The sequence below is a fragment of the Actinomadura soli genome, assembly GCF_005889715.1.
In the GTDB taxonomy this organism is placed as follows: domain Bacteria; phylum Actinomycetota; class Actinomycetes; order Streptosporangiales; family Streptosporangiaceae; genus Spirillospora; species Spirillospora soli.
This window is the reverse complement of sequence record NZ_VCKW01000252.1, coordinates 1-12,023: the sequence shown is the minus strand read 5'-3', so window position 1 is coordinate 12,023 and position 12,023 is coordinate 1. Positions and strand designations below refer to the sequence as shown.

The window sequence follows — 12,023 nt, the reverse complement described above, 5'->3', positions numbered from 1 at the left end:
GTGCGGGGGAGGACGGCGACGGCCCGGCCGTCTCCGAGCCGCCGCAGGAGGTCAGCGCCGCGCAGGCCGCGACGGCGAACGCCGACACCCGGCGGGAGCGTGTGTAGGGACCGGCCATGACGCTTTGGACGCGCCCGTGCCCGATCCGGTTCCACCGCCGACAAATTCCGGCGCCGAAGACTGTGGGGTCCGGCGGGCGTCCAGGCCGGGGGCCCGCGCTAGGGTGCCGCTTTGTGAGTGTTGTCGTGGTCACCGGGACGTGCACGGGAGTGGGGAAGACCGTCGTCACCGCTGCGCTGGCCGCGGTCGCCGCCGCGCGCGGCGCGTCCGTCGCCGTCGTCAAGCCGGGCCAGACCGGCGTCCGCGACGGCGAGCCCGGCGACCTGGACGAGGTGCGGCGGCTCGCCGGTCTCGACGACGTGCACGAGTTCGCCCGGTTCCCCGACCCGCTGTCGCCCGCCGCGGCGGCCCGGCGCGCGGGCGTCCCGCCCCTCCGGCTGGCGGACGTGGCCGAACGCGTCCAGGCCCTGTCCGCCACCCGCCGCCTCGTGCTGATCGAGGGGGCGGGCGGTCTCCTCGTCCGCTACGACGACGAGGGCACCACGATCGCCGACCTGGCGCGCTGGCTCGGCGCCGCCGCGGTCGTCGTGGCCCGTCCGGGCCTCGGCACGCTCAACCACACCGCGCTGACGCTGGAGGCGATGGCGCACCGCGGCGTGCAGCTCGCCGGTGTCGTCATCGGGGAGTGGCCGGACGACCCGGATCTCGCGATGCGCAGCAACATCCGCGACCTGGAAACGATCGCGGCTCGACCGCTGTCGGGTGTAATGCCCGCGGGGGCCGGTGCCCTGGACCCGGCGGAGTTCCTCCTGGCCGCGCACCGCGGCCTGGCCCCCTCGTTCGGCGGCACGTTCGACGCCGCCGTGTTCCGCGACAGCCACGGCCTCGACAAGGAGTAACACGTGACGGACATCCTCGAAGTCGCCCGCCGCCAGGTCCTGGACGAGGGCAAGGGCCTCTCCGCCGAGCAGGTCCTGCACTGCCTGACCATCCCCGACGACCGGCTGGACGCCCTGCTCGCTCTCGCCCACGAGGTGCGGGTGCGATGGTGCGGCCCGGAGGTCGAGGTCGAGGGCATCGTGTCGCTGAAGACCGGCGGCTGCCCCGAGGACTGCCATTTCTGCTCCCAGTCCGGCAAGTTCGAGTCGCCGGTCCGCTCGGTGTGGCTGAACATCCCCGAGCTGGTCGAGGCGGCGAAGGAGACCGCGAAGACCGGCGCGACGGAGTTCTGCATCGTCGCCGCCGTTCGCGGCCCGGACCAGCGCCTGATGTCGCAGGTCCGCGACGGCATCAAGGCGATCAACGACGCCGTGGAGATCAACGTCGCGTGCTCGCTCGGCATGCTCACCCAGGAGCAGGTGGACGAGCTGGCCGCGATGGGCGTCCACCGCTACAACCACAACCTGGAGACGGCCCGCTCCCACTTCCCGAACGTGGTCACCACCCACACGTGGGAGGAGCGCTGGGACACCCTCCGCATGGTGAAGGACGCCGGAATGGAGGTGTGCTGCGGCGGCATCGTCGGCATGGGCGAGACGATCGAGCAGCGCGCCGAGTTCGCCGGCCAGCTCGCCGACCTTTCACCGGACGAGGTCCCGCTGAACTTCCTGGCGCCGCGTCCCGGCACCCCGTTCGCGGACCTCCCGCTGGTCGAGGGCACGGAGGCGCTGAAGACCATCGCCGCGTTCCGCCTCGCCCTGCCCCGCACCATCCTCCGCTACGCCGGCGGCCGCGAGCTCACCCTCGGCGACCTCGGCACCCGCGACGGCATGCTCGGCGGAATCAACGCCATCATCGTCGGCAACTACCTCACCACCCTGGGCCGCCCCGCGGAAAAGGACCTGGAACTCCTCACCGACCTCCAGATGCCCATCAAGGCCCTGAGCCAGACCCTCTAGGACGGGTCACTGGTCCCAGGACCTCCACTCGGTGGTGTCGATATCGATGTCGAACGGGTCGGGGAGGTGGATCGGCTCGCCGAACGTCCAGGACTCCTGGTGCAGGTAGGCGCCCAGCGTTTGGTCCGGGATGGAATACAGGATGGAGCGCGCGACCTTGGGCGAGCGGTCGACCAGGAGGTAGTACGGGATCTCGGCCCCCGCGTACCCGTTCCACTTGTTGTTGCGGCGTCCCCGTCCCGTGGGCTGCTGGTCGTGCTTGGCGTTGCTGGACGAGGTGACCTCCACGACTAGTTCGACCTGGTCGGGCACCACCGTCCGAACTCCGGCACGACGGGCGGCCAGATAGACCTCCTCGTCTATGACCATGAGGTCCGGGACGTACCCGTCGCCGATGCCGACAAGTGACATCCCGGTGCCCTGGTCAGTCTTCCAGGGGTAGCCGGTCCCCAGCACGTGCGCGCGAACGAGGTGGTAGTTGATGTCGCCGGCGATGGCGTTGTGAGGCAGCCCGGGCGGCGGGGACACGACGACCTTCCCTCCGATGATCTCGACTCGGGACCCTTCGGGGGCGTCGACGTAGTCATCGAGTTCACCGCGTACCCACAGGTTGTAGGGCGTGTCGGGCAACAACGACACTTCTTCGTCCGACAGGACCTTCACGTTTTGTGACTCCTCCCTCACGATCTGCTCCCGGTCATCGTAGAGAAGGCTTGCACTCAGCGTAGCCAAATCGTTCGAACTGGTGGTCGAGGAATTCGAAGGAGAGTCGTGCGCGCAGGTCAGCGGCGGAGGCGGGTGATGAACTTGTAGCGGTCGCCTCGGTAGAGGGACTGGGCCCATTCGACGGGCTGGCCGGTGGTGTCGAAGGCGTGGCGGGAGAGGAGGAGCATGGGGAGGCCGACGTCCACGCCGAGGAGCTGCGCGTCGTGCGGGGTGGCGAGGACGGTCTCGATCGTCTCCTCGGCCTCGGTCAGGTGGACGTCGTATGCGGTGGCGAGCGTCTCGTACAGGGAGCGGTGGCGGGGGAGTTCGCGGCGCAGGCCGGGGAAGCGGCGGGCGGGGAGGTGCGAGGTGTCGATGGACATGGGCTCGCCGTCCGCGAGGCGGAGCCGGTGGACGCGCAGGACGCGGCCGCCCGGGCGGATGCAGAGGAGGGTGGCGAGGCGTTCGTCGGCGCTGACGTAGCCCGCCTCCAGGATGCGGGTCTCGGGGCGCAGGCCGTGGTGCCGCATGTCCTCGGTGTAGCTGACGAGCTGGAGCTCCTGGGAGACCTTCGGTTTGGCGACGAACGTGCCCTTGCCCTGGATGCGCTGGAGGCGTCCCTCGACGACGAGTTCGGCGAGGGCCTGCCGGACGGTGGTGCGGGACGTCTCGTACTTCTCGGCGAGGGTCCGCTCAGGGGGCAGCGGGCTGCCGGGGGGCAGGGACTGGATCAGCTCGACCAGGAGTTCCTTGAGCTTGTAGTACTTGGGGATGCGGGGCGCCTGGTTCGGGTGGCGCTTGCCGACGTCGCCCAGCGAGGCCCGGTCGTAGCCGTGCTCGAATCCGCCCCCGTGCCGGGGCCCGCCCCTGACCTCCGTCACGGCATCTCCTCACGTTCATCATCGGTTTCCCCGATGTTATGTGTGAAGACTACGACCGGTAGAACATGCGATCTTCGCCAGGGCCGCTTCCAGGCGTGTGAGCTCCGGCTCCTCCAGCGTGGCGCGCGCGGTGAGGCGGAGGCAGGCCCGGCCCTTGGGGACGGACGGCGGCCGGAAGCACCCCACGCGGAGCCCGTGCTCGGCGCAGATCCCGGCGGCCCGGACGGCGGCGTGCGGTTCGCCGAGGAACACCGGGACGACGGCGGCGGCCGGGGACGCGGTCTCCAGGCCGGAACCGGCGGCGAGGGCCGAGATGCGGCGGGCGCGGTCGCGGGCGCGTCCGGGCAGGGCGGGGTCGGATTCGAGGACGCCGAGCGCGGCGAGCGCTGCGCCGGCGGCGGGCGGGTTGAGGCCGGTGTCGAAGATGAACGACCGGCCGGTGTCGATCAGGGTGTCGATCACCTCGGGGGCGCCGAGGACCGCGCCGCCCTGGGACGCCAGGGACTTCGACAGCGTGACGGTGAGGATCACGTCCGGTTCGCCCGCGAGCCCGGCGGCGTGCGCGGCGCCGCGTCCGTGGTCGCCGACGACGCCGAGCGCGTGCGCCTCGTCGATCACCAGCAGCGCGCCGTGCGCCCGGACGGTGTCGTGCAGGGCCCGCAGCGGCGCGAGGTCGCCGTCCACGGAGAACACGGCGTCGGTGACGACGACCGCGTGGTCCTCGTCGCGGCCGGCGAGGGCGTGCTCGACGGCGGCGGTGTCGCGATGCGGGACGATCACGACCCGGGACCGCGAAAGGCGGCACGCGTCCACGATCGAGGCATGGTTGACCTGGTCGGACACGACGAGCGTGCCCGGCCCGGCGAGCGCGGTGACGGCGCCGAGGTTGGCGAGGAAGCCGGAGGAGAAGACGAGCCCGGCGGCGCTGCCGGTGAACGCGGCGAGCCGCCGGTCCAGCTCGGCGTGCAGCTCCGTCGTCCCGGTGACGAGGCGGGAGCCGGTGGAGCCGGTGCCCCACGCGCGGGCGGCGGCGACGGCGCCCTCGACCAGGCGGGGGTCGCCCGCCAGCCCGAGATAGTCGTTGGACGCCAGGTCGACGAGCCCGCCGGCGCCGGACGGGCGGGGGCGGAGCGTCCGGCGCAGCCCGGCGTCCTCGCGCCGCGCCGCCGCGTCCCGGAGCCTGGCCAGGGGGTCTCGTGCCGCGGTCATGCCGTGAATCCTGCCAGGCCCCCCGCCGGACGGGGGACCCGCCCGGGCACCAAGACCCATCGGCGATGATGGTGGCGTGCCTACCTTGACCGATCTCGTCCGCGATCACAGCGATCTCACCGAGGACGATCTGGAGTGGCTGCACGCGCTGGTGTCCGACTGGCAGCTCCTCGCCGACCTGTCGTTCGCGGACCTGCTGCTCTGGGTGCCGCTCCGCTCGGCGGACGCGCTGCCCGCCGACCGTACCCGGCGGCCCCTGCCGGACACGGGCGCCGCCGTCCCGGGCTGGGTGGCGATCGCGCAGATGCGGCCGACGACCGGGCCGACCGCCTACCCGGAGGACCTGGTCGGCAAGGTCGTCCGGACGGGGCGGCGCGGGCTGATCGACGTGGCGTGGCGGGAGCGGCGGATCGTCCGGGAGGGCGACCCTGAGTGGGGCAGCGGTATTCCGGTCCGGGAGGAGTCGATCCCGGTGCGGCGCGGCCCGAAGGTCCTCGGGGTGATCCAGCGGAGCACGAACCTCAGCTCGGCCCGCACGCCGAGCCGCCTGGAGCTGACCTACCTGCAGAGCGCCAGCGACCTCGCGACGATGATCTGTGAGGGAACGTTCCCGGCGCCGGGCGAGGAGCCGAACATGGTCCGCTCGCCCCGCGTCGGCGACGGGCTGATGCGCCTCGACCGCTCCGGCCGGGTCACCTACGCCAGCCCGAACGCGCAGTCGGCGTACCGGCGGCTCGGCTACCCGGCGGACCTGGTCGGCGAGGCGCTCGGGCAGATCACCGCCGAGCTGTGCGACACGGGGGAGCCGATGGAGGAGGCGCTGAGCGTCGTCCTGTCGGGCCGGGCGCCCCGCGAGGTGGAGGTGGAGTCGCACGGGTCGATCATGCAGCTCCGGACGATCCCGCTGGTCGTCAGCGGGACGCGGATCGCGGCGATCGTCCTGTGCCGGGACGTCACCGAGCTGCGGTGGCGCGACCGGGAGCTGCTGACCAAGGACGCCACCATCCGGGAGATCCACCACCGGGTGAAGAACAACCTGCAGACGGTGGCGGCGCTGCTGCGGCTCCAGGCGCGGCGGCTGCAGATCCCGGAGGGGCGGGCGGCGCTGGACGAGGCCGTCCGCCGGGTCGGGTCCATCGCGATCGTCCACGAGACGCTCTCGCACACCCCCGACGAGCTGATCGACTTCGACGACATCGCCGACCGGGTGATCACGATGGCGGGGGAGGTGTCGACGCCGGAGACCAAGGTCGCGCCGAAGCGGTCCGGCAGTTTCGGCGTCCTGCCCGCCGAGGTCGCCACCCCGCTGGCGATGGCGCTCACCGAGCTGCTCCAGAACGCCCTGGAGCACGGCCTGACGAACCGGTTCGGGACGCTGGAGGTCGTCGCGCACCGCTACGGCGAGGGCGAGGCGCCCCGCGATCCGGGCGGCGTCTCGGTCTGGGGCGACTGGCCGGGGGCCGACGAGCACGCGCGCGCCGCCGTCCCGAAGCAGGACCCGGCCACGGGACGCCGCCTGGTCACGGTGGTCGCGGACGACGGCGTCGGCCTCCCCGAGGACTTCGACGTCGAGAGCAGCAACAGCCTGGGGCTCCAGATCGTCCGGACGCTGATCGTCGGAGAACTGGGCGGCCACCTCGACTTCCGCCCCCGCCCAGGCGGCGGCACCGAGGTCGTCGTAGACATCCCCCTAGGCGACGCCCAGTCCTCAAGGCGCCAACCGCCGCAAGCCACCTAAGAGGCCTGCACCTGCTATCGCACGGGCATCAGCCAGCACCCCGGCCACGCGCCGACCTCAACGCTTGCGATCGCGACCGAAGGCAGGTTTCGAGCCTGCAGAAACCTGATCGCGCAGCGAGCCGCCAGGCGAGCCGAAACGATGCAGCGATCGCGCGCAGTGCTCGACGATGGAGGGCCGCCAAGGCCCGAAGGAGGAGAGAAACGCAATAAACTACAGACCGGCGCGGGCGCGTGCGCGGGAGGCGCGGCGCTTGAGGGCGCGGCGCTCGTCCTCGCCCATGCCGCCCCAGACGCCCGAGTCCTGGCCGGACTCCAGCGCCCAGCGCAGGCAGGCGTCGGTGACGTCGCAGCGCCGGCACACCTGCTTGGCCTCTTCGATCTGCAGGATCGCCGGCCCGGTGTTGCCGATCGGGAAGAACAGCTCGGGGTCCACGTCACGGCAGGCTGCGCGGTGGCGCCAGTCCATGCGGTCCACTCCTTCGTCAGGTGGTGGAGACACTCCACTCTTGTGAACGGTTTCACATGTCGCGAACACCCGGGTGGCGGTGGCCATGTCCAGGGGTGAATGTTCGGCGGCGCCGCGAGACGGAGACCGGCGTCGTCGGGGTCTCTTATCGGCTGGCGCACTTTGAGCGTGTCAGGGGGGCGCGGGGAGACGCAAGACCTTTGAGAAAGGATTCTCAAAGTATGGATGTCGCATGTGTCACACCCGTGGGTCGGGCGTGTTACTTGGCTCTCACCTGGCAACCCTTACGGGCTCAAATGACGATCCGTATCGCCTTCGGAACCGATCGGAACGTCACGCTGTGGTGTTCGCCAAGGTAGTCGCCGTCCAGCTGAAAGGCCATCGGGCGCTCGGCGTGCAGGGTGATCTCCGCCGCATCGTGCACGTTCACCACGTGCCGTCCCTGCACTGGACGGGCCCGGGCGGTGAGCATCTGCGCCACCGCCCCGAGCGTCGGGCCGACGTCCAGCGAACGCATGCCGAACACGTCCAGGCCGCGCGAGAAGTTCGCCTTGGGACTCGGATTCACCGGGAGGCGGCCCATGAAAGTCCAGGGCGAGGTATTGGAGATGAACGCGAGGAACAGTCCGGTTTTCGGTGGACGCCCCGGCTGTTCCAAAGTGAGGGCGGGATGCCGCCTGTCGGTGCCGGAGAAGAAATGCCGGAGCGCCGTCTGGACGTACAGCGAGTTGTAGGCGGTGGCCCCCGCCGCGCGCCGTCGCTCGACCTCCCGGACGACCTCGGCGTCCAGCCCGACGCCCGCGCAGAACGTGAAATAACGCTCCGGGCCGCCCGCATGGGAGGCCGTGCCGAGCCCGATCGTGCGGTGCCGTCCCGCGCGCAGCGCTTCGAGGACCGCCTTCGTCGCGCCGATCGGGTCGCCCGGCAGGCCGAGCGTGCGCGCGAAGACGTTGGTGCTCCCGGACGGCAGTACCGCCAGCGCGGGCAGCCCGGAGGACGGGCCGTGGGCGAGCAGCCCGTTGACGGCCTCGTTCACCGTCCCGTCGCCGCCGAGCGTGATCACGACGTCGTAGCCGTCCACGGCCGCCTGCCGGGACAGTTCGGTGGCGTGGCCGCGATGGCCGGTCTCGGCGAGGACCAGGTCGAGATCCCCGGTGAACGCCCGCATGAGGAGGTCGCGGGCTCGCCGGGAGGTCGAGGTCGCCTTGGGGTTGGCGATGAGCATGGCGCGCACGGCGTCAGGGTATCGATCGTTCCGGATGCGTTAGCCCCGGCGTCGCCTGTCATTCCGGGGGACGACCGCCAGGCCCCCCGAGAACCGCCCTTGGGCACGGCCCCGGAGCGGGGACGAGTAGGGTTCCGGTGTGTCCAAGCGTCCCATCACCGTGCAGGCCGCCGCCGTCCTCGAAGCCGTGGAGGGCGTCGCCGCCGTCGGGTTCGGCGTGTACACCGGCGTGGAGACGGCCACCGGCGCCGCCGTCGACCCGGCCAGCGCGATCGGGGTCACCGTCCTCGCGCTCGCCGGCGGCCTCGGCATGCTCGCCTGCGCCCGCGGGCTGCTGCGCGCCGACCAGTGGAGCCGGGCGCCCACGGTGCTGACCCAGCTGTTCGCGCTGCCGGTCGCGTGGTCGCTGTGGCAGAGCGAGCGTCCGGCGCTCGCGGTCCCGATGGGGGTGGTCGCCGTCCTCGCGCTGATCGCCGTGCTCAGCCCGCCGAGCACCGCCTGGCTGATCACCGATCACGACGAGGACGACGTCCGGGAGGACGCCCCGGATCACTCCGCCGAGCCCGCGCCGGCCCCCGGTGAACCGCGGTCCCTGGGGCAGCGCCTCAAGGACCGCCTGAAGGAACAGCCCACCAAGGACTGACCGGCGGTCCGCCCGACCGCCGGCGGGTCTACTCGTCGGCGGTGAGGCCCTCGCGGAGCTGGGCGAGGGTGCGGGCGAGCAGCCGGGACACGTGCATCTGGGAGATGCCGAGCTCGGCCGCGATCTGCGACTGGGTCATGTTGCCGAAGAACCGCAGCAGCAGGATCTTCTTCTCGCGGGCGGGGAGCTTCTCCAGCAGCGGCTTGAGGGACTCGCGGTACTCGACGCCCTCCAGCGACTCGTCGACCATGCCGAGCGAGTCGGCCACGGCGGGCGCGTCCTCGTCGCCGGAGTCGGGCGCGTCCAGGGAGACGGTGGAGTAGGCGTTGGCGGACTCCAGGCCCTCCAGCACCTCCTCCTCGCTCATCTGCAGGTGCGCGGCCAGCTCGCTGACGGTCGGGGCGCGGCCCTCCCGCTGGGCGAGGTCGCTGATCGCCTTGGTCAGCGACAGCTTCAGCTCCTGCAGGCGGCGCGGGACGCGCACCGCCCAACCCTTGTCGCGGAAGTGCCGTTTGATCTCGCCGACGATGGTGGGCGTGGCGTAGGTGGAGAACTCCACGCCGCGGTCGAGGTCGAACCGGTCGATCGACTTGATCAGCCCGATCGTGGCGACCTGGATCAGGTCGTCCAGCCACTCGCCGCGGTTGCGGAAGCGGCGGGCGAGGTACTCCACGAGCGGCAGGTGCAGCTCCACGAGCTGGTCGCGGATGCGCTGGCGCTCGGGGTCGCCCTCGGGAAGCTCGGCGAGGCGCTCGAACAGGGCACGGGCGCGGGCGCGGTCCGGCACCGCGCTCTCGGACCGCTCGCTGCTCGCGCCGGCGATCGTCGTCTTCTCTGTCACGGGGCCCCCGCCGAACCGCGGCGCTTCTGCAGCGTCACGGTGACCCGGTCGTCGGCGCCGACCTGGGAGTCGACCTCGCCCGCCAGCGACGACAGGACGGTCCAGGCGAAGGTGTCGCGGCTCGGCACCTCGCCGTCCACGGTGAGCACGGACACGGAGATGCGCATGGCATCGCCGGTCAGCTCGAACTCGCACACCAGGTCCGTGCCCGGAAGGGCCTGGGCGAGCAGCATCGCGCACGCCTCGTCGACGGCGATGCGCAGGTCCTCTATCTCGTCCAGCGTGAAGTCCAGCCTGGCCGCCAGGCCGGCGGTCGCCGTCCGCAGCACGGACAGGTAGGCGCTCGCGGCCGGCAACTTGACCGTCACCACGTCGCGGACGGACAACTTCGTACTGGTCGGCATTGCAGCGGTTTCCTCGGTCACGTCACTCCCTCGCAGGATGGTCCCGCTGCTTCCGAAACTACCGCCTGCACGCCCCTGTGCGAGACTTCGCCGCGCGTGGCTTTCTCACCAATGTCCCCGGCGACGTGAAAGGACGCGATCCAAACCTCTTCGGAGGGAGGGATGCGTCACGTCCTGGCGCCGGGGGCGACGGCGGCGTACGGGGTGCGCTCGCGGACGGGGTTGCGGGGGGCCGTCCCACCCGTTCGGCTCGATTAGCCTGCACAGGTGATCCGATTCGCGACGCCCGACGACGTTCCCGACATCCTGCGGCTGATCAGCGACCTGGCCGAGTACGAGCGGGCCCTGCACGAGGTGAAGGCCACCGAGGAGCAGGTCCGCGAGAGCCTCTTCGGCCCGGACCCGAAGGTCTTCGCCCACGTGGCCGAGCACGAGGGCCGCGTCGCCGGGTTCGCCGTCTGGTTCCTGACGTACTCGACGTGGAACGGCACGCACGGCATCTACCTGGAGGACCTGTTCGTCGACCCGGGCGTCCGCGGTCACGGCTACGGCAAGGCGCTCCTCACCGAGCTGGCCCGGATCGCGGACGAGCGCGGCTACGGCCGCGTCGAGTGGTCGGTCCTCAACTGGAACAAGCCGGCCATCGACTTCTACGAGTCGATGGGCGCCCGCCCGCAGGACGAGTGGACGATCTACCGCCTCACCGGCGACGCGCTCACCGGGGCCGCCGCGTCCTACCGCCCGCCCCCCGAGCACACCGGGCACGGCGCCTCCGCGTAGCTGCCCTCGGACACGACGACACCGGCTCCGAGGCAGTGCGTGCAGAGCCCTGACCCCCGCACCGCCGGATGCTCCCAGACAGGCGGAAGCGGGCCGTGCACGCGGGCGTCGTGCTCCTCGGCCTCCCCGGGCCATCCCGGGCCACGGCTCCCGTCGTCCGCGGGCTCATGCTCGCCACTGACGACCTTCCGGCCGTGGCAGAACATGCACATCAACTGCAGCGGGCCCAGGCGCTCCTCGCCCGTCCCGCCGCACTCAGGGCATTCGATCTCGTCACTCACACGCACCGCCGCGTTCGCAGTCCGCCGCCGGCCCCGCCATGCCGGACTTCCTTGAGAGAAGGATGACCTGCTCGCGCCCGCCGGGCAACGCCCTTTCGCGCACGCGAATCCATCGCTGACCGTGAGTGCGGAACGAATTACCGACCGTGCTCGCCGCGCGGGCTGGGAAGCCGTTCGGACACGGCTGAGGGCCGGCCCCCGCCGGGGCCGGCCCTCAGTGCCTTGCCGGTCAGCCCTGCTTCGTCTCCTTGAAGATCTCGTCGATCTCCTTGATCTTCGCGAGCAGTTGCTCCGCGACGCCGACGTCCATGCTGCCCTTGGTCCCCGTGGCGCCGGCGAGCTTGGTCGCCTCGTTGAAGAGCTGGTGCAGGTGCGGGTACTTCTCGAAGTGCGGCGGCTTGAAGTAGTCGGTCCAGAGCACCCACAGGTGCTCCTTGACCAGCTGGGAACGCTGCTCCTTGATCAGGATCGCCCGGGCGCGGAACTCCGGGTCCTCGTTGGCCGCGTACTTCTCGGCGATCGCCTTGACCGACTCGGCCTCGATCCGGGCCTGCGCCGGGTCGTAGACGCCGCACGGCAGGTCGCAGTGCGCGGACACCGTGGTCTTCGGGCGCAGAAGCTTGAGCAACACCTGCGATTCCCTTCCCTCGTTGTGGATCATGCTCAGGTCACCGACATTACTCTTGTGCCCGTGGGCCCGTCCGGCCAGGGCGCTCGGTATTTCGGCCTAGGACCGGATCGCGGCGCGGCCCGGAACCATTCCAGGACAGTTCATGACCGCCGCCCGGCGAACTATGCGGGTGGACGAGGAGGACCATGCGGATCCGCTCGCCGCGCCACCTTGCGCTCTGGGGCCTGGCCGGGGCGGCGGCGCTCGCGCTGGCCGGGGC

14 protein-coding genes are annotated in these 12,023 nt (G+C 71.5%); 5 read left to right on the top strand and 9 right to left on the bottom strand.

What is annotated here, in order from left to right; translation table 11 throughout:
• Nucleotides 1-233: 233 nt before the first annotated feature.
• Both bioD and bioB read left to right on the top strand, forming a co-directional pair.
• Nucleotides 234-959 (top strand): dethiobiotin synthase, encoded by a 726-nt coding sequence (bioD, locus tag ETD83_RS33440; RefSeq protein WP_171064585.1) that lies wholly within the window; start codon nucleotides 234-236, stop codon nucleotides 957-959.
• Nucleotides 960-962: 3 nt separating this feature from the next.
• A complete protein-coding gene (gene bioB, locus ETD83_RS33435) occupies nucleotides 963-1,958 on the top strand; it encodes a biotin synthase BioB (protein ID WP_138649201.1) in 996 nt (331 codons plus the stop codon).
• A gap of 6 nt (nucleotides 1,959-1,964) precedes the next feature.
• Here bioB and ETD83_RS33430 read toward each other — a convergent pair whose 3' ends face one another.
• The 3 genes from ETD83_RS33430 to ETD83_RS33420 form a co-directional block, all read right to left on the bottom strand.
• Complete coding sequence (locus ETD83_RS33430; RefSeq protein WP_171064584.1) at nucleotides 1,965-2,621, bottom strand: Uma2 family endonuclease; 657 nt, start codon at nucleotides 2,619-2,621, stop codon at nucleotides 1,965-1,967.
• A gap of 119 nt (nucleotides 2,622-2,740) precedes the next feature.
• Nucleotides 2,741-3,544, bottom strand: coding sequence for a GntR family transcriptional regulator (locus tag ETD83_RS33425; RefSeq protein ID WP_230421355.1), 804 nt, complete (start codon nucleotides 3,542-3,544; stop codon nucleotides 2,741-2,743).
• Between the two features lie 36 nt (nucleotides 3,545-3,580).
• Nucleotides 3,581-4,753 (bottom strand): 8-amino-7-oxononanoate synthase, encoded by a 1,173-nt coding sequence (locus tag ETD83_RS33420; protein ID WP_138649199.1) that lies wholly within the window; start codon nucleotides 4,751-4,753, stop codon nucleotides 3,581-3,583.
• Between the two features lie 76 nt (nucleotides 4,754-4,829).
• On the opposite strand from ETD83_RS33420, the gene ETD83_RS33415 reads away from it, so the two are divergent.
• The gene (locus ETD83_RS33415) at nucleotides 4,830-6,491 is read left to right on the top strand and encodes a sensor histidine kinase (protein ID WP_138649198.1); all 1,662 of its coding nucleotides are present in this window, start codon (nucleotides 4,830-4,832) and stop codon (nucleotides 6,489-6,491) included.
• A gap of 213 nt (nucleotides 6,492-6,704) precedes the next feature.
• Here the strand turns inward: ETD83_RS33415 and ETD83_RS33410 are convergent, their stop codons facing one another.
• Nucleotides 6,705-6,959 carry a WhiB family transcriptional regulator gene (locus tag ETD83_RS33410; protein ID WP_131963414.1) on the bottom strand — a complete coding sequence of 85 codons (255 nt, stop codon included), beginning with the start codon at nucleotides 6,957-6,959 and terminating at the stop codon, nucleotides 6,705-6,707.
• Between the two features lie 292 nt (nucleotides 6,960-7,251).
• Nucleotides 7,252-8,184, bottom strand: coding sequence for a diacylglycerol/lipid kinase family protein (locus ETD83_RS33405; RefSeq protein WP_329603010.1), 933 nt, complete (start codon nucleotides 8,182-8,184; stop codon nucleotides 7,252-7,254).
• Between the two features lie 139 nt (nucleotides 8,185-8,323).
• Here ETD83_RS33405 and ETD83_RS33400 point away from each other — a divergent pair, with 139 nt between their 5' ends.
• A complete protein-coding gene (locus ETD83_RS33400; protein WP_230421354.1) occupies nucleotides 8,324-8,827 on the top strand; it encodes a hypothetical protein in 504 nt (167 codons plus the stop codon).
• Nucleotides 8,828-8,855: 28 nt separating this feature from the next.
• Here the strand turns inward: ETD83_RS33400 and ETD83_RS33395 are convergent, their stop codons facing one another.
• Entirely contained in the window at nucleotides 8,856-9,614 is a 759-nt protein-coding gene (locus tag ETD83_RS33395; protein WP_138649203.1) for an RNA polymerase sigma factor SigF, read from the bottom strand.
• A 50-nt stretch (nucleotides 9,615-9,664) separates the two neighbouring features.
• Nucleotides 9,665-10,093: an ATP-binding protein gene (locus ETD83_RS33390; RefSeq protein WP_138649196.1), complete on the bottom strand. Its 429-nt coding sequence runs from the start codon at nucleotides 10,091-10,093 to the stop codon at nucleotides 9,665-9,667.
• Between the two features lie 246 nt (nucleotides 10,094-10,339).
• On the opposite strand from ETD83_RS33390, the gene ETD83_RS33385 reads away from it, so the two are divergent.
• Nucleotides 10,340-10,852, top strand: coding sequence for a GNAT family N-acetyltransferase (locus tag ETD83_RS33385; protein ID WP_138649195.1), 513 nt, complete (start codon nucleotides 10,340-10,342; stop codon nucleotides 10,850-10,852).
• Here ETD83_RS33385 and ETD83_RS33380 read toward each other — a convergent pair.
• Together ETD83_RS33380 and sodN are read right to left on the bottom strand one after the other, a co-directional pair.
• A complete protein-coding gene (locus ETD83_RS33380) occupies nucleotides 10,807-11,133 on the bottom strand; it encodes a hypothetical protein (RefSeq protein ID WP_138649194.1) in 327 nt (108 codons plus the stop codon). The genes ETD83_RS33385 and ETD83_RS33380 overlap by 46 nt on opposite strands.
• A 229-nt stretch (nucleotides 11,134-11,362) precedes the next feature.
• A complete protein-coding gene (gene sodN, locus ETD83_RS33375; protein WP_205718019.1) occupies nucleotides 11,363-11,764 on the bottom strand; it encodes a superoxide dismutase, Ni in 402 nt (133 codons plus the stop codon).
• Nucleotides 11,765-12,023 lie beyond the last annotated feature (259 nt).

Excerpts from the sequence above, each read along its gene's own strand:
- ETD83_RS33420 (WP_138649199.1), bottom strand. The coding sequence starts at position 4,753 with ATGACCGCGGCACGAGACCCCCTGGCCAGGCTCCGGGACGCGGCGGCG.
- ETD83_RS33410 (WP_131963414.1), bottom strand. The coding sequence starts at position 6,959 with ATGGACTGGCGCCACCGCGCAGCCTGCCGTGACGTGGACCCCGAGCTG.
- ETD83_RS33405 (WP_329603010.1), bottom strand. The coding sequence starts at position 8,184 with ATGCTCATCGCCAACCCCAAGGCGACCTCGACCTCCCGGCGAGCCCGC.